This is a genomic window from Maricaulis sp. (assembly GCF_017642925.1).
Classification (GTDB): Bacteria; Pseudomonadota; Alphaproteobacteria; order Caulobacterales; family Maricaulaceae; genus Maricaulis.
Genome location: NZ_JAEPOL010000024.1, coordinates 1 through 20,258, shown reverse-complemented (window position 1 = coordinate 20,258; position 20,258 = coordinate 1). Strand labels below are relative to the sequence as shown.

Here is a 20,258-nt window from a genome sequence, read left to right as displayed (position 1 = left end):
ACGACCTCATCGGGAGCCCATCATGAGCGAGACCCACATCAACAACCAGCTTCTGCACATCGTCATCGGTGGCGAGTTGGTCTGCGTCGATCCCAAGAATTGCGAGTTCAAGGATCTCAAGGCCGTCGATTTCGTCGGCGCGTTCGGCAGCTATGAAGATGCCCGCAAGGCCTGGAAGAATGCGGCTCAGCAGACCGTGGACAACGCCCACATGCGCTATTTCATCATCCACGCGCACAAGCTGCTCGATCCGGCCGCAGAGACGAAATAGGCCGGACCGCTGACCGCGACCGCACCCCCCGCCTCATCCACCGCAAGCCTGGGCCGCCGGCTGTGGCGTGACTGGCTGTCGCGCCATACCGGCCTGGTGATCGGGGCGATCCTGCTGTCGGCCATCACCGCCGGCGCAGCTGCCTCCTATGTCTGGGTGGTCGGACGCACCTTCGACCAGCTTGAAGCGGGTCTGCAGACCGGCGTGATGTGGTTTGCGCCCGCTGCGATTGTCGGCCTCGCCGTGCTGCGGGCGGTCAGTCTCTATCTGCAGACCGTACAGACCAATCGCCTCGCCCTGACCGTGATGCAGGACCTGCAGAACGCGATGTTCGCCAAGCTGGTGCGCGCCGATTTTGCGCGGCTGCAGGGCGAGCCGGTCGGGTCTCTGGTCTCGCGCTTCACCAATGACATCACGCTGCTGCGCGAAACCCTGATCCGGCTGACCAACAATCTGCTGCGCGATGTGCTGCAGGTGATCGCGACGATCGGCTGGATGCTGTGGCTGGACTGGATGCTGACCCTGCTGGTTCTGGTCGTCTACCCGCTCGCCTCCTGGCCGGTGATCCGGATCGGCCAGCGCTTGCGCAAGACGTCCAACCAGGCCCAGTCCCAGATGGGCGCGGTGACCAGCCAGCTGGAAGAAAGCTTTTCCGGTACGCGTATGGTCAAGACCTACGGGCTGGAAGAGGCCGAGACCGAGCGCGCCGCCCGGTCCTTCGGCGACCGCCTGCGCTTCCTTCTGCGTATTGCCGAGAACAAGGCGCGCGTCGATCCGATCCTGGAAGCCGTGGGCGGTCTGGCGCTGGCCATACTGATCACCGTCGCGGGACTGCGCCTGTCGGCCGGTGAAAGCTCGATCGGCGACCTGATGGGCGTGCTGACCGGCGTTGCCCTGCTCGCCTCGCCGATCCGCGCCATCGGCACGCTGAACGCCGTGGTGCAGGAAGGCTTCGCCGTGCTCGAGCGGGTGTTCGCGGTGCTGGACGAACCGGAGCGCGTGTCTTCCGCCCTTGAAGCCCCGGCGCTTGACGTGCCGGCCGGTGCGGTGGAATTCGATACGGTCGGCTTTGCCTATCCCGACGGCACCCCCGCCCTGAAAGGCGTGTCCTTGAGAGCCGAACCGGGCCGCACCGTCGCACTGGTCGGCCCGTCCGGTTCGGGCAAGTCCACGGTGCTTAATCTGCTGCCCCGCCTCTACGATCCGCAATCCGGCACGATCCGTATCGACGGCACCGATATCCGCGCGGTGTCGCTGGCCTCGCTGCGCAGCGCGATGGCCCTGGTCAGCCAGGATGTGACCCTGTTCGACGACACGGTGAAAGCCAATATCGGCTTCGGCGATCCCGGTGCCCCGGACGACGCCATCGTCGCGGCGGCCAAGGCGGCCGATGCCCACGATTTCATCATGGATCTGCCCGGCGGCTATGACGCGCCCGTCGGCCCGCGCGGCAGCAATCTGTCCGGCGGTCAGCGCCAGCGCCTGTCCATTGCCCGCGCCATCCTGAAGGATGCGCCGATCCTGCTGCTCGACGAGGCCACCAGCGCGCTGGACACCGAGTCGGAACGTCGCGTGCAGGCCGCTCTCGAGCGCCTGTCGGAAGGGCGCACCTGTCTCGTCATTGCGCACCGCCTGTCGACCGTGCGCAATGCCGACTGGATCTATGTCATGGAAAACGGCGAGATCTGCGAACAGGGCCGCCATGACGAGCTGGAAGCCGCCGACGGTCTTTATGCCCGCCTGTGTCGCATGCAGTTCGGTGCCAGCGAGGACTGAGCCTATTCCGCCGCGGCCTGGCTTTGCAGGACGGTCTGTCCCGGCAGGTGCAGGCAGAAGACCGAGCCGGCCCCCGGCGCGCTTTCCACCCGGATATCCCCGCCCATCAGCTCGGCCAGCTTCTTGGCGATCGCCAGGCCAAGCCCGGTGCCGCCGACCTTGCGCTGCATCACCGCCTCGCCCTGGCTGAAGGGCATGAAGACCCGGCCGATCAAGTCGCGGTCCATGCCGATGCCGGTATCGGCGACCTCGAACATCAGGTCGTGCGTGCCGTCAGCCGCCTGATGGACCAGGCAGCGCACCCGGACCTCGCCGCGGTCGGTGAATTTGACGGCGTTGGACAGGAGGTTCGACAGGATCTGGCGTAGCCGGGCCGGATCGCCCTGGGCCGTCTTCTCGGCGACCGGGTCGATCTCGATATGCATGTTCAGCCCCTTCTCCATCGCCTTCAGGCGATAGGGACCGGCAACCGAGCGGACAATCTCTGCCGGATTGAAGTCGGTCGTCTCGACCTCGAAGCGGCCGGACTCGATATTGGCCAGGTCCAGAATGTCGTTGAGGATGCCCAACAGCGCCTGGCCCGAGGCCTCGATCAGGCTGACCATCTCGCGCTGTGACGGCTCCAGATCGGTAGTCGCGAGCAGGCTGGACATGCCCAGAATGCCGTTCATCGGCGTGCGGACCTCATGGCTCATCGTCGCCAGGAATTTCGACTTCGCCCGGCTGGCCTCGGTTGCCTGCTGGCGCGCTTCCACCAGATCGTGGATGTCGGTCATGGCGCCCACCATGCGGACGGGATCGCCTTCCGGCGTGCGGACCGCCTCGCCACGGATGCGGAACCAGCGATGCTGACCGCCGACAATGCGCAAGCGCACCGACAGGTCGAAGGGCCGGCCGCTCTTGAAATGCGTGTTGAGGGCCGACTGGAAGCGCGGCGTGTCGTCCCGGTGAACCAGCGAGAGGAACTGGTCGGAGACCGAGGTGTGCTCGCGGCTCTGATAGCCCAGCAATTCGCGGCCGCGCGGCGAGACATAGATCTGGTCGGTGCGCAGGCACCAGTCGAGAATGCCGTCCGACGTACCCTTGATCGCCAGCGCCGCCCGGTCGCCGGTCTCCAGCGCCAGCACCTCGCCGGTCAGGCGGCGGCGATAGTGATTGAACACGGCGAGCAGATCGTCGGCGATCTCGATCGGACGGCGGAAGGTCGCCACCACAATGCCGACCGTCTGGGCGCCGTTGAACAGCGGCAGCCCGACATAGGCCTGCGTCCCCATCTCCTCCAGCATGAAATCCTTCGGGAAATGCGCGCTGACATGGTCTTCGTAGACCGTCGCCCCGCCCTGCATCGTCTCTTCGCACGGCGTTCCGGCGATGTCGTAGCAGTAATTGTCGACAAGGGCGCCACCGGCCGCGACCTGCAGGGTCTGCATGCGTGTCTTGGTGGCATCGATACGGCCGATGACGACGCTGTCGGCGGCGAAGACTTCGGCGGTCTGGCGCACGAAGGCCTGCAGGAAAGACGGTCCCCACTCGCGCGAGAGCAGGAAATTCAGACGGTTGAGTTGTTCCTGCGTACGGTCTGCTCGAATGGCCAGATCCGGCATCAGCCCCTCCTACGTCGCCGGGTCGCCCCCCGGAGTCCAAACGTGGTTAACGGGCATTAATGTGACTCATTCCTGTGGACAGAGTCGTCATATCTGATGCATTCGCGGGTTATAAAGAATCAGCCGGTGCGCAATTGCTACCTTATTCGCGGCGCAGGATGCGCTCGGTCAGCATGTTGCCCCACCAGCTGGACATGAAGCCGTTCTGCACCGCCTCGCGATCATAGACCGTCTCGACCCATTCCATGAAATCGATCGGCGTTTCGGCGTTGTAGGCGCGGTAGGTCTCGAAGAAATAATCCAGCACGCCGGTCTTGCCGGCCTTCACGTGCAGGTATTTCAGCGACAGATGCTCGATGGCTTCATCGTAGGGCAGTTTCAGGTGCGCCAGCCGGTAGAAGACCGAGATCAGCCCGGCCCGGTCCGCCCCGGACTTGCAATGGATGAGGGCGGGATATTCGATCGTCTGGAAAATCTTCGCAGCCCGCTGCATGCGGTCGACATAGGGCGCCTCGCGCGAGCCGAAGGGCATGTCGATCATGGTCAGGCCGAGACGCTCGCAGGCCTCTCTCTCGAGATCGTAATAGCACACGCCCGGCTGAGTGCCGCGGATATTCAGGATCGTCTTGAACCCTTCCGCCGCCAGCGCTTCGAGCCGCTGCGGCGACGGCTGGTTGGCCCGCCACATGCCGCCGCCCACTTCGTGCATGTTGTGGAAGCGCTCACGCAGGATGCCGTGATCCTTCCAGAGATAGTCACTCCAGGCGCGCTTGCGGTCCTGCGGGTCGTTGAGGTCGTAGGGCATGGGCTCGCTTTCCGTGTTCCGGGGCATTTAGGCCGACCGGCGCACGGACGCAACCGCGGCCCATGCTTGACCTTTTCCTCTGCGGAGGCGAGCTAGGGTGACCATGCTGAAACGCCTGCTCTCCCAGCCTTGGGCCCAGGAAGCCGTCGCCTTCCTTCTCCTGCTCTACGTGGAGCTGGCGCGACGGAGCATTCGCTGGGAGGTGCGCGGCGATGAATTCGTGCGCCAGGCCTGGGACGAGAAACTGCCGCTGATCGGTTGCGTCTGGCACGGCCGGGTTCTGATGACCTTGCAGGGCTGGAGACGCGAACGCGAGCGCATGGTCGCGCTCGCCTCGAAATCGCGCGAGGGCGAGATCGGTGCCCGCTGGGCCCGCTGGTACAAGGTGGGCGTGGTGCGCGGCTCGACCCGCAATCCGGACAAGCCGGGCGCCAAGGGCGGCGAAGCGGCCTATCGCGCCATGATCAACCATCTTTCTGCCGGCGGCTGCGGGGCGGTGACACCCGACGGGCCGCGCGGTCCCCGGATGCGGGCGGGCTATGGCGCCGTGCGGATGGCGCGCGAGACCGGCGTTCCGATGGTGCCCTTCACCTGGTCCAGCCGCGGCCGTACCGTGCTGCATCGCGCCTGGGACAAGCACTGTCTGCCCCACCCGTTTTCGCGCGGCATCATCATCTGGGGCGAGCCCATTCATGTGCCGTCCGACGCCACGCCGGAACAGCTGGAAGCCGCCCGGCTGGAGCTGGAGACCCAGCTCAACCGCATTACGCGCGAGGCCGATGAGGCCATGGGCGTCGATGTTATCGAGCCTGACGAACGCCGTCGCCCGGGAACGGCGCGGCCCCGCCGCAATCGTGCGGGAGGCAAGGCGTGAGCTTGCCGCCTTCCCTCGGCCTCTACCGCACGGCGACCCGGCTGGCGGCCCCGCTCCTGTCCGGACTGCTGGCGCGGCGGGCGCGCAAGGGCAAGGAAGATCCTGAACGCCGCCATGAACGCCTCGGCCGGCCCGACCGCCCGCGGCCCGATGGCCCGCTGGTGTGGATGCATGGCGCCAGCGTCGGGGAAAGCCTGGTTGTCGCCAGTGTCGCAGAGCGTCTTCTCGCCCGCCGTCCGGACCTGAATATCCTGGTGACGAGCGGCACGGTGACCTCCGCTCGCCTGCTGGCCGCGCGCCTGCCGGAACGGGCCTTTCACCAATACATCCCCGTCGACACACCGGCCGCCGCCCGCCGCTTCATCGCGCACTGGCAGCCCGATCTCGCGGTCTTTGCCGAGTCCGAACTCTGGCCCAATCTGATCGTCGAGACCGCCCGCCGCGAAACGCCGATGGCGCTGATCAATGCCCGGATGAACGACAAGTCGATCCGCAGCTGGCGCCGGCGGCCTGACACGGCACGCTGGCTGCTCGGCCGGTTTTCCTGGATCGGCGCCGCCGACACACGCACCCGCGACGGGTTGGAGGATCTGACCGGTGTCCCGGTGAGCCTCGCCGGCAATCTCAAACTGGAAGCGCGACCGCCAGCCCCCGATGCGGTCGAGCTGGACCGTATCCGCACCGCGCTCGGCAACCGGCCGGTCTGGCTCGCCGCCTCAACCCATGAGGGCGAGGAAGCCATCGTTCTGGATGCGCACTTGAAGCTGCTGGCCGACGATCCCGCGGCCCTGCTGATCCTGGCACCCCGGCACCCGGAACGCGCCGCGGCGGTGGCGCGGCTGATTGCCGATCGGGGTCTGACCGCCGTGCGGCGGTCGGAAGAACGCCTGCCCGATGCGCGCTGCCATGTCTGGCTGGCCGACACGCTGGGCGAGATGATGCTGTGGTATGCGCTGGCACCCGCCTCCCTGATCGCCGGCAGTCTGGTGCCCGGGATTGGCGGCCACAATCCCGTCGAGGCCAGCCGGGCGGGTACGGCCGTCATCACCGGTCCGCATGCCGCGAGCTTTGACGATCTGTTCGGCGCCTATCGGCGCCACAAGGCCGCGATCGAGGCCGCCGATGCAGAAAGCCTCGCCGAAGCGGTGCGCGCGATCTGGCGCGGTGACGGCCCCGCCATCGAAGCCGCGGAAGCGGCGCTGGCTGACGCGTCCGGCGGCGCCATGGAGACCACGCTGCAACAGCTCGAACACCTGCTCGACGGCAAGGCGGTGCGGCGATGAGGGAACCGGCTTTCTGGCGCACCGATGGCGGACGCGGCTCCGGCGCGCTTGCTCGCGCCCTGCTCTCGCCGCTGGGTCATATCTACGCCTGGACGGTGGCGCGCCGCCTGCGGCGGACCGAGCCTGCAAAAGCCGGTATCCCGGTCTTCTGTGTCGGTAATCTGACCGTCGGCGGGACGGGCAAGACGCCCGTTGCAGCCGCCCTCATGGCGCGGCTGAAGGATATGGGCCGCACGCCGGCGGCCCTGTCGCGCGGCTATGGCGGCACGCTGTCCGGCCCGGTGCAGGTCTATACCACGCAACATTCCGCCCGCGAGACCGGCGACGAGCCCCTGCTGCTGGCGCGGGAGGCCGCGGCCTGGATCAGTCGCGACCGGGTCGCGGGTGCACAGGCCATCGCCGCGTCCGGCGCCGACGTGATCGTGATGGATGACGGACACCAGAACCCGGCATTGGCCAAGGATTGCTCCATCGTCGTGGTGGACGGTATCGCGGGCTGGGGTGCCGGCACGCTGTTTCCGGCCGGACCGCTGCGCGAGCCGGTGGCGGCCGGTCTCGCCCGCGCAGATGCCGTGATCGTCATGATGCCCGGGCCCGACCACACGCCGGACTATCACCGACTGGGCCTCGCCGATCTGGAAATCCCGGTCTTCCACGCCTGGCTGGAACCGGCCGCGCCGCCACCCGACGGCCCGCTCGTCGCCTTTGCCGGGATCGGCCGGCCGCAAAAATTCTTCGATGCGCTGAGTGCGGCAGGCGCGCGGATCGCCGAGATCGCCGACTATCCCGACCATCACCCCTATTCGGCGCGCGATATTGCCGCGCTCAAGGCGCTCGCCCAGGCACACGATGCGCGCCTGGTGACGACCGAGAAGGACTGGGTGCGACTGGACAGCGAAACGCGCCGCAATGTCATCGCCTGGCCGGTGAAGGCCGAGTTCGCCAATCCGGCGGCCCTGGACGGTTTGTTGCGCGATGTATTGGACGCGGCGAACACGGATCGCTAAATCCCTGTCATGATCGAAGCACAACGCAGAGCCTCGCTCCTGACCCGGATCGGCTGGCGCGTCGAGGCGGCCGCCTGGGACGCCTATGCGGCCTGGTACAAGATCAAGGGCATCGACCGGGCGTCCGACGCGGCAGGCGACCTGCTGCGCAGGATCGGCCCGCTGACGCCCACCCAGCGCATTGCGCGCATCAACATGCAGCGCTGCTTCCCCGAAGCCGCCGAGCCGGAGATCGACCGGCTGCTGGGCGGCATGTGGGAGAATTTCGGCCGGCTGGCAGGCGAGATGCCCCATCTGGGTGTGTTCGCCGGGCCTGAATTCGAGGAACGGGTGGAGTTCATCGGCCGCGAGCGGCTGGAAGCGGCACGCGATGCCGGCCAGCCCCTGGTGCTGATCGGCATGCACAATGCCAACTGGGAGATCGCGGCCGCCGCGATCAGCCAGACCGGCCTGCCCTGCCATGTCACCTACCGGCCGGCCAATAATGTGCTGATCGACAAGCGTATCTCGAACATGCGCGTGGGCTATGGCGTGAAGACGCTGACCGCCAAGGGCGGCGAAGGCGCCAAGCAGATCATGCAGGCTCTCAAGGCCGGCGAGTCGGTCGCGCTGATGAACGACCAGAAGATGAATGACGGCGTCGCGGCGCCCTTCTTCGGCCACCCCGCCATGACGGCACCCGGCCCGACCCGGCTTGCCATGCGCCATAACTGCCCGCTGGTTCCGATGTCCGTGCGGCGCACCGAAGGTGCACGCTTCCGCGTCGAGGTGCTGGATCCGATCGAGATCTCGCAGAACCCGGATCGCAATGCCGCCATTGTCGAAACGGTGACCCGCATCAATCAGTGGGTGGAAAGCGAAATCCGCAAGGCCCCGGAACAATGGTTCTGGGTGCACCGGCGCTGGGCCAAGGACGTCTACCGCGTCTGAGGCAAAAGCATGCCCCGCTACGCGAGGGAGCCCTGATCAGGGCTCGCCCCGTTTACGGGGGAGCTGTCCGCGTAGCGGACTGAGGGGGCGGCGCGCACGCGACGCGGAGCGCGCAATCAGTCGAGTGCGCGCGGATCCAGATCGAGCAGCGTGGCCGGATCGGCATAGAAGCCGTTGCGCAGCTTCACCCGCCAGTCGAGATGCGAGCCGGTCGCCCGGCCACCGGCGCCCATGCGGCCGATCAGCTGTCCCTGCTCGACCACGTCGCCGGCTTGAACATCGACCCCCGACAGGTGCAGGAAGGCCGAGACCAGGCCCTGGCCGTGATCGATGAAGATCAGCCCGCCTTCGTAATACATGTCCGGCTCTGCCAGGGTGACAAGGCCACCGGCCGGTGCATGCACCGGCGTGCCCACATCATTGGCCCAGTCGAGCCCCCAATGCGGGCTGCCTTCATGACCGTTATTGTAGACGCGAGCCGAGCCGTAGACGCCGGTCGTGATCCCTTCGGCCGGCGGAATGAAACCATCCAGAAAGCCGGTGCCGTCCCAGACCGAATTGAACGCGTCCTGCTTCTGGGCGTATTCGCGCTGGCGGCGCGGCAGGGTGGAGGGATCCGGGGTCACGGTTGCCTGGGGCACGCCATTGACCTGCTGCAGATCGTATTCGCGCTGGGCAATCGTGAGGCGTTCGGCGATCTCGCCCGGCGTGCCGCCGGCGCCGTTATAGGTGATGCGCAATGGCATCTCATCCGGCGCCTGTCGCGGAATGGCCAGAACGACATAGCCGTCGGCGTCGGCACGGACATCCATCTCACCGAGCTCGACACGCGCATCCGGCAGGAAGCGGCAGACCAGGAAACTGCCTTCCCGGAAGGTCCCGCTGCAGAAGGAGGCCGGAGCCGCCGCGACACGCATCTCGCGGACGCTGGTCGCATTGTCCTCGATGAAGTCGGCAATCGGATCGGCGGCCGGCCCCGCGCCGCCGGCTTGCAGTGCCAGAGCGAGAACGGCGCCGATCATTGGCCCGGCTCCGCGTGCAGTTCCAGCCAGCGCTGCTTCGCGATCATCGCGTCGCGATAGGCTTCCTGCTCATCGACATTCCAGTAGCGCAGCTCCGCCAGCGGGATCGGATCGCCCGTCACGGAACACCGCACAAAGGCACCAGCCTTCAGGATGATGAAGTCGCTGTCGCCATACTCCAGGATCGCTTCGCCCTGGAATTCCTTGTCGAATGTGAAATCGCTCATGAGGCCGACTTAGCACGCGTTATCAAAAAGGGGGAGAGGTCTCTCGCGGTCCCCTCAGAACAGGGTTCCCTGTCCGGCAGCGGGCGGTTTGGCGCGCGGTTTCGGCCTGGGCTTGACCGCGGCCGGTTTGACCGCAGGCGGCGGGGATGACGGCGTCTCGCCATCGACGATCGCGGATCGCCGCATGTCGGCGAATTCCAGCTCCACCGTGTCGCCACTGTCGAGCGCCTGGCCCGAACGGACCAGCTGACCGTCTTCCTTGCGCACCAGGACAAAGCCACGGCGCAGTACCGATTTGTGGCTGAGCGACGCCAGCCGGGCGCCCCAGGCATCCAGCGCCCGGGTCTCGCGCTGGAGAACACGCTCGAGCGCCGGGGTCAGCCGGGCGCCGCGATCGGCCAGCCGCTCCTGCTTCTGCCGGATATCCCGTTTCAGCGCGGCCGGTTTGAGGCCGGCCTGCAGCACCAGGAGGCGCGAGCGCTTGCCCGCCGCATTGTTCTGCAGGGCCGGATCGAGCCGGTCGGCGATCGTGTCGAAGCGCTGGCGCTTGAGATCGAGCAGCGCCGCGGGCCGCGGCAGGGCGCGGGCAGCGCCGCGCAACTCGGTCCGCCGGCGCTCGATATGGCGCGACAGCGCCGAGACCAGACGCGCGCCCAGCGCGTCGATATCGGCTTTCAGCTCGGCCCGGACCGGCACCGCCATTTCCGCCGCCCCGGTGGGGGTCGGAGCGCGCCGGTCGGAGGCAAAATCGATCAGCGTGGTGTCGGTCTCGTGGCCCACGGCCGAGATCAGCGGGATCGTGCTTTCGGCCGCAGCCCGCACCACGATCTCCTCGTTGAAGCTCCACAAATCCTCGATCGAGCCGCCGCCGCGGGCGACAATCAGCACATCGGGTCGCGGCACCCGGCCGCCTTCAGGCAGCGCGTTGAAGCCGCGAATGGCGGTGGCGATCTGTTCAGCCGCCTGCTCGCCCTGCACCAGGACCGGCCACAGGATGACATGCCGGGGAAAGCGGTCCTGCAGACGGTGCAGGATATCGCGGATCACCGCGCCTGTCGGCGAGGTGACGACACCGATCGTGCGCGGCAGGAAGGGCAGCGGTTTCTTGCGCGCCGGATCGAACAGGCCCTCGGCGGCCAGCGTCTTCTTGCGTTCTTCCAGCAGCGCCATCAGCGCGCCGGCGCCGGCCGGCTCCATCGATTCGACGATCAGCTGGTATTGCGAGCGCCCCGGATAGGTCGACAACCGCCCTTCGATGACGACTTCCAGCCCCTCTTCCGGGCGGAAGCGGAAGCGGGCCGCGGTGCCCTTCCAGGCGATCGAGGCGATGACCGAGCGCTCGTCCTTCACGTCGAAATAGACATGGCCCGACTTGGCCACCACGACCCGGCCCAGCTCGCCGCGCACCCGGACATGGCCGAACGCATCCTCGACCGTGCGCTTCAGCGCGCCGGCCAGTTCGGAGACTGAGAATTCGTGGATGTTTCCGGGCGCGTCGCTCATGCCTCATCTGGTAGGATGTATCGCCCCGCATCGCAACGGTCCGGCGGACTCGCGATCCGGAGCGCTTTGGGCTAGGCAGAGCCCGAACACACAGTCGGCGTCGGGACGCGCCAAGAGGCATGAGGTCAAGATGAAGGTTCTCCTTGTCGGTTCGGGCGGCCGCGAACACGCGCTGGCCTGGAAGATCGCGCAAAGCCCGCTCCTGACGGCCCTGCACGCCGTACCGGGCAGCGATGCCATCGGCGAGCTGGCGACCTGTCATGACGGCTCGGTGTCCGATATTGACGGCCTTGTCGAACTGGCCCGGAAGATCGAGGCGGACCTGGTCGTTGTCGGCCCGGAAAACCCGCTGTGCGACGGCCTGGCCGACCGGCTGCGCCAGGCCGGTATCGCCACTTTCGGCCCGTCGGGCCTGGCGGCACGGCTGGAAGCGTCCAAGGCCTATGCCAAGGATTTCTACGCCCGCCACAAAGTGCCCTCCGCCGGCTATGGCACTTTCTCCGATGCGGCCGAAGCGAAGGCCTTCCTCGACCGCGTCGAGCCGCCCTATGTGCTCAAGGCCGACGGTCTGGCCGCCGGCAAGGGTGTGGTGATCCTGGAGGATCGCGCCGAGGCGGAAGCCGAGGTCGACGCCTTCCTGTCGGGCAAGTTCGGCGAGGCCTCCAAGACGCTTGTGATCGAGGAATTCATGGCCGGCGAGGAGGTTTCCATCTTTGCGCTGTGCGATGGCGAGACCGTGCTCTATTGCGGCGCAGCCCAGGATCACAAGCGCGTCGGCGAAGGCGATACCGGTCCCAATACCGGCGGCATGGGCGCCTATTCGCCCGCCCCGATCGCCACGCCTGAACTGATCGACACGGCGATGAAGACCATTATCGAACCGGTCGCCCGCGGCCTGGCTGCCGAAGGCCACCCCTTCCAGGGCGTGCTGTTTGCCGGCCTGATGGTGACGAAGGACGGCCCCAAGGTCGTCGAGTTCAACATCCGTTTCGGCGATCCGGAATGCCAGGTCCTGATGATCCGGATCGATACCGATCTTCTGCCCTACCTGATGGCCACGGCTACCGGCGCGCTCGGCGAGATGCCGGCCATCGCCTGGTCGCCGGATCCGGCGATTACCGTCGTGCTCGCCGCCAACGGCTATCCGGGCGACTACAAGAAGGGTTCGGTGATCAAGGGCGTCACCGAGGCCAACCGGATGGAGGGCGTGCAGGTGTTCGAGGCCGGCACAGGCCGCAATGCCAGGGGCGAGCGAATCGCCGCCGGCGGGCGCGTGCTGAACGTCACCGCCTCGGGCGAGACCCTGCACTATGCCGTCGAGCGGGCCTATGCCGCGATCGACCAGATCGACTGGCCGGAAGGCTTCTGCCGCCGCGACATCGCCTGGCGCGCCCTGCGCACCCACTAGGCTGGCAGTTTTTCGACGTACAGGTACGCTCGCCGTTTGACTTCGCGGCCGGCTTGATCATCCTTTGCCCCACATATTCGAGGGGAGAGGATCATGCTGAGAACCGTTGCAACGGCGCTGGCCGCCACGGCGTTGGCCGGACTGGCCCAGGCGCAGGACGCCGAAGAGGCGCTGACTGTCATTCACGCAGGCTGGCTGCTGGCCGTACCGGGCGAGGCGCCGCTGGAGCAGCAGTCCATCCTGGTCCGCGGCGAACGCATCGAAGGCATCCAGGCCGGCTATGTGACGCCCGACGGCGCGACGGTGATCGACCTGACCGACGACTATGTCATGCCCGGCTTCATCGACAGCCATGTCCACCTGCAATCGGAACTCGGCCCGGGCCGGCGCTTCAACACCTTCACCGAAAGCCCGTCCGATCTCGCCTTTGCCGGCGCCGACAATGCCCGCACCACGCTGATGGCCGGCTTCACGACGGTGCAGGATGTCGGCGGCAATTTCGAAGCGGCCCTCGCCCTGCGCGATGCTGTCGATGCGGGCTTCGTTCCGGGACCGCGCATGCGGGTTGCCGGCACCGCCGTCACGCCGACCGGCGGCCATGCCGACGTCAACGGTTTCGCCCTCGACGTGCTGCACCAGTTCACCAGCCCCACCGCCTGTAACGGCCCGGCCCAGTGCCGCGAAGCCGTGCGCACGCTGATCCGCGGCGGTGCCGATGTGATCAAGATCACCGCCACGGGCGGCGTGCTGTCCGACACGGCAGCGGGCGTCGAGCGGCAATTCTTCGACGACGAGCTGGAGTCGATCGTCGAGGCCGCCCACATGATGGGCCGCCAGGTCACCGCCCATGCGCATGGCGTGACCGGCATCAACGCCTTCCTGGAGGCCGGCGGCGACTCGATCGAGCACGGCACCTATCTGGACAATGACTCGATCCGCCTGATGCGCCGCAACGGCGCCTATCTCGTGCCGACCGTGCTGGCCGGTGTCACCGTGGCCGAGCTGGCCGAGACCGCCGATTTCATGACCGACAACCAGCGCGCCAAGTCGCGCGCCGTCGGTCCGCAAATGCTGGAGATGGCCCGCCGCGCCCATGATGGCGGCGTGACCATCGCGTTTGGCACCGATAGCGGCGTGTCGCAACATGGCGACAATGCCCGCGAGTTCGAACTCCTGGTCGAGGCCGGCCTGACGCCGATGGAAGCCATCGAGACCGCCACGATCCACGCCTCGCGCCATGTCCGCATGGACAGCGATATCGGCACGATCGAAACCGGCAAGTATGCCGATATTGTCGCCGTCGACGGCAATCCGCTGGAGAATATCTCCGAGCTGCGCGACGTCGACTTCGTCATGAAGAACGGCACGGTGTATCTGAGCGAATGAGCAAGATCGACGAACAGTATTCCGGCACCAAACAGGTCGCCGACGCCCTCGCTTTCGACGAGGCCCAGCTGGCTGCCTGGCTGGCGGAGCAGGTCGAGGATTATGAAGGCCCGCTGACGGTGAGCCAGTTCCGGGGCGGCCAGTCCAACCCGACCTACAAGCTGGAAACGCCGGGGCATTCCTATGTGCTGCGCCGCAAGCCGCCGGGCAAGCTCCTGCCCTCGGCTCATGCGGTGGACCGCGAATTCGAAGTGATGAGCAAGCTGGGCAAGGCCGGCTTCCCCGCCCCGAAAATGCACGGGCTGTGCATGGACCGCGATGTCATCGGCACCGAATTCTACGTCATGGATTTCGTCACCGGCCGGATCTTCTGGGACCCGCTCCTGCCCGACCTCGACAAATCCGAACGCGGCCCGATCTATGACGCGGCCAACGCCACGCTGGCGCATCTGCACAATATCGACCATGAGGCCGCCGGGCTGGGTGGATACGGCAAGCCGGGCAATTATTTCCAGCGCCAGATCGGCCGCTGGTCCAAACAATACCGTGCCGCCGAGACGGGTACGGTCGAGGCGATGGACAAGCTGATCGACTGGCTGCCCCAGGCCGCACCGGAACAGGAACGCACCAGCGTCGTTCACGGCGACTACCGTCTGGACAACATGATCTTCCACCCGACCGAACCGCGGGTCATCGCGGTGCTGGACTGGGAGCTCTCGACGCTGGGCGATCCTCTGGCCGACTTCACCTATCAGCTGATGGGCTGGGTGATGCCGCCGGAAATCCGCAACGGGCTCGCCGGGGTGGATATCGCCTCCATGGGCATTCCGACCGTCGAGGAATACACCGAGGCCTATTGCCGCCGCACCCATCGCGACAGCATTCCCGAGCTGGATTTCTACTTCGCCTACAACATCTTCCGGCTGACCTCGATCATCCAGGGCGTCTATGCCCGCTCGTTGCAGGGCAATGCCTCCAACGAGCGCGCCAAGGAAATGGGGGCCGCGGTCCAGCCCATGGCCGAAGCCGCCTGGAGTTTTGCCGTGAAGGCGGGGGCTTAAGCCCCCGCCTCACCGGCTACACGCCGGCCTGTTTAACCGCCGATATGCCCCAGCCAGGGCGCCATCAGGGCGAGACCGACCACCAGCTCAAAGCCGACCGAGAACAGATTGTATCCGGTCCGCGTGCCATGCCTGGCATGGTCCGCCAGCATCGACACGGTGCGTCCGACTGCCATGCCGAGCCAGGCGGCACCCGCTGCAAAGCCGGCCGCAACGACGCTTGCCATACCGGCCTGCTCGCGCATCGCGATCGCCAGCAGCACTGCGCCATGCAGCAGCAGCAAGCCACCGCCATAGCTCGCCCGGAATTCGGCCCAGCCGCCCGGCTTGTCCGCCATCGGCTGCAGCCGCACGACCGAAGCGCCCCAGGCCGGGCTGATCAGACTGCCCAGTCCGAGAAGGGCGCCCACAAGCGCCGCGGCGCCGCTGATGATGACGGTAACGGACATCGACTTCCCCTGTATGGTGACCTTCCCGCCATATAGCGCGAGAGAGCCCGCATTTCATGTCCGGACTGATCATCCTCACCGGCGTCTTCGTCACCGCCTTCATCTCCGGCGTGTTCGGCATGGCCGGCGGGCTGATCCTGATGGGGATCCTGGCGCTCGTCCTGCCCGTCTCGGCCGCCATGGTGGTGCATGGCGTCGTGCAGAGCGTGTCCAATGGCTGGCGCGCCATCCTGCATGCGCGCTGGATCGACTGGCGCATTCTGGGCATCTACCTGTTCGGTTCCGGCGCGGCGGCCGCCCTCCTCGTACTGGCGACCTTCGAACTGTCCAAACCCTGGCTTTTCGTCGTGCTGGGCCTGGTGCCCGGCGTGATCTGGCTGCCCAGGCGCTGGGTCCATTTCGACGCCGCCCGGCCGTCCCATGCCGTGGCCTGCGGCTTCACGGTGACCGGGCTCAACGTGGTGGCCGGCGTATCGGGACCGCTGCTGGATGTCTTCTTCGCCGATACCGAGCGCGACCGCCGCTGCATCGTCGCCACCAAGGCCGCAACCCAGGTCGTCTCGCACGCCGTGAAGATCGCCTACTACGTCCTGCCAGCCCTCGCAGCGGAAAGCCTGCCCCAGGCGCAATGGCTGCTCGTCGCCGCACCGCTGGCCATTGTCGGCACCACGCTGGGCGCCCGCTTCCTGGCCATGATGAGCGATATCCAGTTCCGGCGGTGGACCAAGTGGATTGTCTCGGCGATCGGTCTTGTCTACATCGCCAGAGGCTTGATTATCCTGACAGGAGTGGCGCCATGAAGCTTGAACCGGCCGTGCTGGAAAACGCCGTTGTTCGCCTGGAGCCGCTGACCGAAGCCCATCGCGAAGCCCTGCGCCCCCTGGCCCAGGAGGCGGAACTCTGGGCGCTGACCTCACTGCGCGGCGACGGTGAACATTTCGATCACTGGTTCGATCTGATGCTGGAGGGTAGCCGGGCCGGCAGCCAGATATCCCACCTCGTCCGGCGCCGGTCGGACGGTGCCCCCGTCGGTCATTCCGCCTTCCTCTCCATCGTTCCCGAGCATGAACGCCTGGAGATCGGCTGGACCTGGTATGGCGCGACCGCCCGCGGCACGCAGGTCAATCCGGCTGCCAAACACCTCCTGCTGGGCCGGGCCTTCGAATGCGGTGCAGAGCGGGTGGAGCTGAAGACGCATCACCGCAATCTGCGCTCCCAGGCCGCGATGACGAAAATGGGCGCGACCCGCGAAGGCACGCTGCGCCGGCACATGAAGTGCTGGACCGGCGAGTGGCGCGACACGGTGTGGTTTTCGGTGCTGAAAGACGAATGGCCCGCCGTATCAGCCGGACTGGAAGCCCGCCTCGCTGCCTAGCGCATTTTCGAACCGCGAAACCGGTTCCGGCTTTCGTCGAATGCTTGAGTGTTAGCCGTTACAGGCCGGCATGACGCCGACAATGCGGCCGTCGCGGATTTCCATCTCGACATGGCCCGGACCGGTTTCCTCGGCATAGACCAGCAGGTCGGCCGGCGCGCCCGGCATGACGAGTTCGCGGCGTCCGGCACGCGACGGTGCCCGCGTTGCGGTGCGGATATAGATCGCGCCCGGCTCGGCTTCGGGACGCGGACTGACAATGGCGCCCGGTCGGCCCAGTACCGTCACGGCCTGGCCGGTTTCCAGCACCAGATCCGAACCGACGGCGGAAATCCGGCCATTTTCGATGAAGATGTCCTGGTCGCTCCAGCGACCCGACGCGTCGACGATGGTCACGTCCTGCAGCAGGAGCGGCATCGCGTCACAACCGCTATCGGCCGCATGCGCCGTTGCCGCCAGGGCAAGGGCACCAAGCGAGGCCGTCAGGCATTTGTTCAGGACACGAAGCATTCGCCACTCCAGATGAGTGCGCTCCTCTTCGTCCGTACACCGATTCCGTTCAAGACAAGGTTTTATGACAACGACGTTTATACGCGTTTTATCAAATCAATCCGGGACTTGCGCACGGCCTGCCCGGCGCGCTCCTGAAGAGGATGACAGATCAGCCGCCCTTGCGGCGGGCCCGGAAGAAAGACCGCAACAGCTCGGCGCTCTCATCAGCCAGTATCCCCTGCGCCACATCCGGCCGCCAGTGGCAGGTCGGCTGCTGGAAAAAGCGCGGCCCGTGTTCCACCGCACCGCCCTTGGGATCGCTGGCGCCATAGACCAGACGACCGATCCGCGCATGGCTGATCGCCCCGGCACACATCGCGCACGGTTCCAGCGTGACGTAGAGCTCCAGCCCGGTCAGGCGGTAATTCTCCCGCGTCTGCGCGGCTGCGCGCAGCGCCAGGATTTCCGCATGCCCGGCCGGATCATGGCCGGCAATCGGCCTGTTGTGCGCTTCCGCGACGATCTCGTCCGTGGCCGGATCGACCACGAGCGCACCGATCGGCGCCTCGCCGGCCTCAGCGGCTGCCTGCGCCAGTTCTAGCGCTCGGGCCATAAAACGTGTATCGCGCGGGTCCGTCATCCGCTGCGGGTTAGAGTGGCCGCCAGAAAGGGTCAAGCGTGAGCGAAGCCTCCGATACATCCGACAACACCGGCGAACGCATTGCCAAATACCTCGCCCGGGCCGGCGTGGCCTCGCGCCGCGAGGTCGAACGCATGATCGAGGACGGCCGCATCTCCCTGAATGGCAAGCGTCTGGACACGCCCGCCGTGAAGGTCACCCAGGCCGATCGGATCGAGGTCGACGGCAAACCGGTCGACCCGCCGGCCGCCACACGCCTGTGGCGCTATCACAAGCCGACGGGCCTGGTAACCACCCATGCCGACCCGGAAGGCCGCGAAACCGTGTTCGATGCGCTGCCGAAGGATATGGGGCGCGTGATCTCGGTCGGCCGCCTCGACCTGACCTCTGAAGGCCTCCTGCTACTGACCAATGACGGCGCCCTCGCCCGCGCCCTGGAACTGCCCGCCACCGGCTGGATGCGCCGATACCGCGCCCGCGCCTTCGGCTCGATCGACGAGGCGGCAATCGCCAAACTGCGCGCCGGTGTCACGGTGGAGGGCATCAAGTACGGCCCGATGGATGTCGAGGTCGAACGCGAGACCGGCTCGAATATCTGGCTCGATATCGGTATCCGCGAAGGCAAGAATCGCGAGGTCCGCAAGGCGCTCGACAGTGTCGGCCTGAAGGTGAACCGGCTGATTCGCACGGCCTACGGCCCCTTCCAGCTGGGCGATCTGCCGCGCGGCGAGGTGAAGGCCGTGCCGGGCCGCGTGCTGCGCGACCAGGCCGGGCATCTTGTCGAGATGGCGGCCACCACCGGCGAGGCCGTCGCGAAGAAGAAGCCTGCCCGTCCCGGCCGCAAGCCGGTGAAGCGCAAGATGGGTGGGGCCGGTCAGCCCGGCCTGCCCAAACCGGCCGCTGACGAGGATGGCGCCAAGCCGCTCAAGCGCGCCCGCGGCCGTCCCGCCGTGCGCCGTCCTGCCGGAAAAACAGGGGCAGCCGATCGCGATACCGCGGCCGGCCGTCCGCCGCGCAAGCCGCAGGGACGCCGCTAGGCGATGCGGGTCGTTGGCGGAAAATTCCGCAATCGCGCCCTTGTTGCGCCGAAAGGCCGCTCCACCCGCCCCACCTCCGACCGGGCGCGCGAGAACATGTTCAATGTGATCGAGCATGCCGACTGGTGCCCGCCGATCGAGGGGGCCCGGGTGATCGATCTTTATGCCGGATCCGGTGCGCTGGGCATCGAGGCCGTGTCCCGCGGCGCCGCTTTCTGCCTGTTCGTGGAAATGGCCGCCGAGGCGCGCGGCGCGATCCGCGACAATGTCGACACGCTGCAGCTTTTCGGCGTCACCCGTATCCATCGCCGCGACGCCACGGCGCTGGGCGAGAAACCGTCCAATCTGGGTGCGCCCTTCGACCTGGCCTTCCTTGACCCGCCCTACGGCCACGGTCTGGGCGAAAAAACGCTGGCGAAACTGGTCGAGGGCAAATGGGTCAGCGACGATGCCGTCGCGATTCTCGAAGTGGGCGCCGATGAAGACCCCGAGACACCGGGCTGGCACCGCCAGACCGTCAAGGAATACGGCGCCGCGAAGGTGCTCTTCCTGACCCGCGACAACGCCTGACCGCACGCCACTCTCACCGTTTCCCCCGGCCCCCGTGCCGGGGCCAGGAGGAGCCTGCTCCTGACACGCCGCTGGGCCCCGGAACAAGTCCGGGGAAAGCATCAGCGTATCTTTTTCTTCCCTCTCCCATTTTTCCCGGATGCAAGCCTGCGCAGGCAGGCTGCAGATCCGGGATCGACCTTGCTGCGTGAAGCGTGAGCCGCGTCCAGTCGGTCCCGGACAGCGCTGCGCGCTTCCGGGAAAAACTGTGTGTTTGGAGATGAGGAAGCACCAAACCCTCCACGGGCAGAACCCTGGAGCGATGAGAGGGGTGCGGGATGCACGGCGGACATCGTGTGTCCGGTTTTGAAGTGTGGTGGTGATGCCCGAGGCATCCCGCACGCGGAGATTTACCCGGATCCCTTGCGGGCCCCGTCTCGAAACCTGCAGGCACGGGCCGGTCGAGCTTTTTGCCGGTGTCCCCGCAGATGGCCACGCCGGAGCCTGATGCTGTCACCCACCAGGCGCGGACGAGCTCCGCACGCTCCCGGGCACAAGG

Annotated in this window: 21 protein-coding genes; 13 read left to right on the top strand and 8 right to left on the bottom strand. The window is 66.8% G+C overall.

All coding sequences use genetic code 11. The features are described from left to right. Positions 1–22: 22 nt before the first annotated feature. Positions 23–271: a DUF4170 domain-containing protein gene (locus JJ918_RS15700; protein WP_291889428.1), complete on the top strand. Its 249-nt coding sequence runs from the start codon at positions 23–25 to the stop codon at positions 269–271. Positions 272–367: 96 nt separating this feature from the next. After that, the gene (locus JJ918_RS15695) at positions 368–2,047 is read left to right on the top strand and encodes an ABC transporter transmembrane domain-containing protein (RefSeq protein WP_291889424.1); all 1,680 of its coding nucleotides are present in this window, start codon (positions 368–370) and stop codon (positions 2,045–2,047) included. 2 nt (positions 2,048–2,049) lie between these two features. On the opposite strand, the gene JJ918_RS15690 is transcribed toward JJ918_RS15695, so the two are convergent. Continuing rightward, positions 2,050–3,651, bottom strand: coding sequence for an ATP-binding protein (locus JJ918_RS15690; protein WP_291889423.1), 1,602 nt, complete (start codon positions 3,649–3,651; stop codon positions 2,050–2,052). 142 nt (positions 3,652–3,793) lie between these two features. Beyond that, on the bottom strand, positions 3,794–4,456 hold the full coding sequence (locus JJ918_RS15685; RefSeq protein ID WP_291889421.1) for a sulfur transferase domain-containing protein: 663 nt from the start codon (positions 4,454–4,456) through the stop codon (positions 3,794–3,796). A 103-nt stretch (positions 4,457–4,559) separates the two neighbouring features. On the opposite strand from JJ918_RS15685, the gene JJ918_RS15680 reads away from it, so the two are divergent. The 4 genes from JJ918_RS15680 to JJ918_RS15665 are packed head-to-tail and all read left to right on the top strand — an operon-like array spanning position 4,560 to position 8,550. Beyond that, positions 4,560–5,330 carry a lysophospholipid acyltransferase family protein gene (locus JJ918_RS15680; protein WP_291889537.1) on the top strand — a complete coding sequence of 257 codons (771 nt, stop codon included), beginning with the start codon at positions 4,560–4,562 and terminating at the stop codon, positions 5,328–5,330. Beyond that, positions 5,327–6,613: a 3-deoxy-D-manno-octulosonic acid transferase gene (locus JJ918_RS15675; RefSeq protein ID WP_291889419.1), complete on the top strand. Its 1,287-nt coding sequence runs from the start codon at positions 5,327–5,329 to the stop codon at positions 6,611–6,613. The genes JJ918_RS15680 and JJ918_RS15675 overlap by 4 nt, the downstream gene beginning before the upstream one ends. Further along, positions 6,610–7,620 carry a tetraacyldisaccharide 4'-kinase gene (gene lpxK, locus JJ918_RS15670; RefSeq protein WP_291889416.1) on the top strand — a complete coding sequence of 337 codons (1,011 nt, stop codon included), beginning with the start codon at positions 6,610–6,612 and terminating at the stop codon, positions 7,618–7,620. Before JJ918_RS15675 ends, lpxK begins: the two co-directional genes overlap by 4 nt. 9 nt (positions 7,621–7,629) lie before the next feature. After that, the gene (locus tag JJ918_RS15665; protein WP_291889414.1) at positions 7,630–8,550 is read left to right on the top strand and encodes a lysophospholipid acyltransferase family protein; all 921 of its coding nucleotides are present in this window, start codon (positions 7,630–7,632) and stop codon (positions 8,548–8,550) included. Positions 8,551–8,666: 116 nt separating this feature from the next. On the opposite strand, the gene JJ918_RS15660 is transcribed toward JJ918_RS15665, so the two are convergent. From JJ918_RS15660 to xseA, 3 genes are read right to left on the bottom strand one after another with little or no spacing between them, the layout of a single operon-like run. Continuing rightward, positions 8,667–9,572, bottom strand: coding sequence for a M23 family metallopeptidase (locus JJ918_RS15660; RefSeq protein WP_291889411.1), 906 nt, complete (start codon positions 9,570–9,572; stop codon positions 8,667–8,669). Next, positions 9,569–9,799: a DUF2093 domain-containing protein gene (locus JJ918_RS15655; RefSeq protein ID WP_271187409.1), complete on the bottom strand. Its 231-nt coding sequence runs from the start codon at positions 9,797–9,799 to the stop codon at positions 9,569–9,571. The genes JJ918_RS15660 and JJ918_RS15655 overlap by 4 nt, the downstream gene beginning before the upstream one ends. Before the next feature lie 54 nt (positions 9,800–9,853). After that, complete coding sequence (gene xseA / locus JJ918_RS15650; RefSeq protein ID WP_291889408.1) at positions 9,854–11,302, bottom strand: exodeoxyribonuclease VII large subunit; 1,449 nt, start codon at positions 11,300–11,302, stop codon at positions 9,854–9,856. Between the two features lie 130 nt (positions 11,303–11,432). On the opposite strand from xseA, the gene purD reads away from it, so the two are divergent. From purD to JJ918_RS15635, 3 genes are all read left to right on the top strand, one after another. Continuing rightward, positions 11,433–12,710, top strand: a complete 1,278-nt coding sequence (purD, locus tag JJ918_RS15645; RefSeq protein WP_291889405.1) for a phosphoribosylamine--glycine ligase — start codon at positions 11,433–11,435, stop codon at positions 12,708–12,710. 93 nt (positions 12,711–12,803) lie between these two features. After that, a complete protein-coding gene (locus tag JJ918_RS15640) occupies positions 12,804–14,096 on the top strand; it encodes an amidohydrolase family protein (RefSeq protein ID WP_291889403.1) in 1,293 nt (430 codons plus the stop codon). Continuing rightward, positions 14,093–15,157: a phosphotransferase gene (locus JJ918_RS15635; RefSeq protein WP_291889401.1), complete on the top strand. Its 1,065-nt coding sequence runs from the start codon at positions 14,093–14,095 to the stop codon at positions 15,155–15,157. The genes JJ918_RS15640 and JJ918_RS15635 overlap by 4 nt, the downstream gene beginning before the upstream one ends. A 32-nt stretch (positions 15,158–15,189) precedes the next feature. On the opposite strand, the gene JJ918_RS15630 is transcribed toward JJ918_RS15635, so the two are convergent. After that, complete coding sequence (locus tag JJ918_RS15630) at positions 15,190–15,606, bottom strand: hypothetical protein (protein ID WP_291889398.1); 417 nt, start codon at positions 15,604–15,606, stop codon at positions 15,190–15,192. A 56-nt stretch (positions 15,607–15,662) separates the two neighbouring features. Between JJ918_RS15630 and JJ918_RS15625 the strand changes: the two genes are divergently transcribed. Both JJ918_RS15625 and JJ918_RS15620 read left to right on the top strand, forming a co-directional pair. After that, the gene (locus JJ918_RS15625) at positions 15,663–16,406 is read left to right on the top strand and encodes a sulfite exporter TauE/SafE family protein (protein WP_291889395.1); all 744 of its coding nucleotides are present in this window, start codon (positions 15,663–15,665) and stop codon (positions 16,404–16,406) included. Beyond that, entirely contained in the window at positions 16,403–16,981 is a 579-nt protein-coding gene (locus JJ918_RS15620; RefSeq protein ID WP_291889393.1) for a GNAT family protein, read from the top strand. Before JJ918_RS15625 ends, JJ918_RS15620 begins: the two co-directional genes overlap by 4 nt. A gap of 51 nt (positions 16,982–17,032) precedes the next feature. On the opposite strand, the gene JJ918_RS15615 is transcribed toward JJ918_RS15620, so the two are convergent. Next, positions 17,033–17,491, bottom strand: a complete 459-nt coding sequence (locus tag JJ918_RS15615) for a hypothetical protein (RefSeq protein WP_291889390.1) — start codon at positions 17,489–17,491, stop codon at positions 17,033–17,035. Positions 17,492–17,642: 151 nt separating this feature from the next. Beyond that, entirely contained in the window at positions 17,643–18,086 is a 444-nt protein-coding gene (gene tadA, locus JJ918_RS15610; RefSeq protein ID WP_291889387.1) for a tRNA adenosine(34) deaminase TadA, read from the bottom strand. A gap of 65 nt (positions 18,087–18,151) precedes the next feature. Here tadA and JJ918_RS15605 point away from each other — a divergent pair, with 65 nt between their 5' ends. Together JJ918_RS15605 and rsmD are read left to right on the top strand one after the other, a co-directional pair. Continuing rightward, on the top strand, positions 18,152–19,150 hold the full coding sequence (locus tag JJ918_RS15605; RefSeq protein ID WP_291889385.1) for a pseudouridine synthase: 999 nt from the start codon (positions 18,152–18,154) through the stop codon (positions 19,148–19,150). A 3-nt stretch (positions 19,151–19,153) separates the two neighbouring features. Then, complete coding sequence (gene rsmD, locus JJ918_RS15600; RefSeq protein WP_291889383.1) at positions 19,154–19,720, top strand: 16S rRNA (guanine(966)-N(2))-methyltransferase RsmD; 567 nt, start codon at positions 19,154–19,156, stop codon at positions 19,718–19,720. Positions 19,721–20,258 lie beyond the last annotated feature (538 nt).

What these genes read in the sequence shown, in the direction of transcription:
- JJ918_RS15700 (WP_291889428.1), top strand. Translation starts at nt 23, where the DNA reads ATGAGCGAGACCCACATCAACAACCAGCTTCTGCACATCGTCATCGGT.
- JJ918_RS15690 (WP_291889423.1), bottom strand. Translation starts at nt 3,651, where the DNA reads ATGCCGGATCTGGCCATTCGAGCAGACCGTACGCAGGAACAACTCAAC.
- JJ918_RS15685 (WP_291889421.1), bottom strand. Translation starts at nt 4,456, where the DNA reads ATGCCCTACGACCTCAACGACCCGCAGGACCGCAAGCGCGCCTGGAGT.
- JJ918_RS15680 (WP_291889537.1), top strand. Translation starts at nt 4,560, where the DNA reads ATGCTGAAACGCCTGCTCTCCCAGCCTTGGGCCCAGGAAGCCGTCGCC.
- lpxK (WP_291889416.1), top strand. Translation starts at nt 6,610, where the DNA reads ATGAGGGAACCGGCTTTCTGGCGCACCGATGGCGGACGCGGCTCCGGC.
- JJ918_RS15665 (WP_291889414.1), top strand. Translation starts at nt 7,630, where the DNA reads ATGATCGAAGCACAACGCAGAGCCTCGCTCCTGACCCGGATCGGCTGG.
- JJ918_RS15660 (WP_291889411.1), bottom strand. Translation starts at nt 9,572, where the DNA reads ATGATCGGCGCCGTTCTCGCTCTGGCACTGCAAGCCGGCGGCGCGGGG.
- JJ918_RS15655 (WP_271187409.1), bottom strand. Translation starts at nt 9,799, where the DNA reads ATGAGCGATTTCACATTCGACAAGGAATTCCAGGGCGAAGCGATCCTG.
- xseA (WP_291889408.1), bottom strand. Translation starts at nt 11,302, where the DNA reads ATGAGCGACGCGCCCGGAAACATCCACGAATTCTCAGTCTCCGAACTG.
- purD (WP_291889405.1), top strand. Translation starts at nt 11,433, where the DNA reads ATGAAGGTTCTCCTTGTCGGTTCGGGCGGCCGCGAACACGCGCTGGCC.
- JJ918_RS15640 (WP_291889403.1), top strand. Translation starts at nt 12,804, where the DNA reads ATGCTGAGAACCGTTGCAACGGCGCTGGCCGCCACGGCGTTGGCCGGA.
- JJ918_RS15635 (WP_291889401.1), top strand. Translation starts at nt 14,093, where the DNA reads ATGAGCAAGATCGACGAACAGTATTCCGGCACCAAACAGGTCGCCGAC.
- JJ918_RS15630 (WP_291889398.1), bottom strand. Translation starts at nt 15,606, where the DNA reads ATGTCCGTTACCGTCATCATCAGCGGCGCCGCGGCGCTTGTGGGCGCC.
- JJ918_RS15625 (WP_291889395.1), top strand. Translation starts at nt 15,663, where the DNA reads ATGTCCGGACTGATCATCCTCACCGGCGTCTTCGTCACCGCCTTCATC.
- JJ918_RS15620 (WP_291889393.1), top strand. Translation starts at nt 16,403, where the DNA reads ATGAAGCTTGAACCGGCCGTGCTGGAAAACGCCGTTGTTCGCCTGGAG.
- JJ918_RS15615 (WP_291889390.1), bottom strand. Translation starts at nt 17,491, where the DNA reads ATGCTTCGTGTCCTGAACAAATGCCTGACGGCCTCGCTTGGTGCCCTT.
- tadA (WP_291889387.1), bottom strand. Translation starts at nt 18,086, where the DNA reads ATGGCCCGAGCGCTAGAACTGGCGCAGGCAGCCGCTGAGGCCGGCGAG.
- rsmD (WP_291889383.1), top strand. Translation starts at nt 19,154, where the DNA reads ATGCGGGTCGTTGGCGGAAAATTCCGCAATCGCGCCCTTGTTGCGCCG.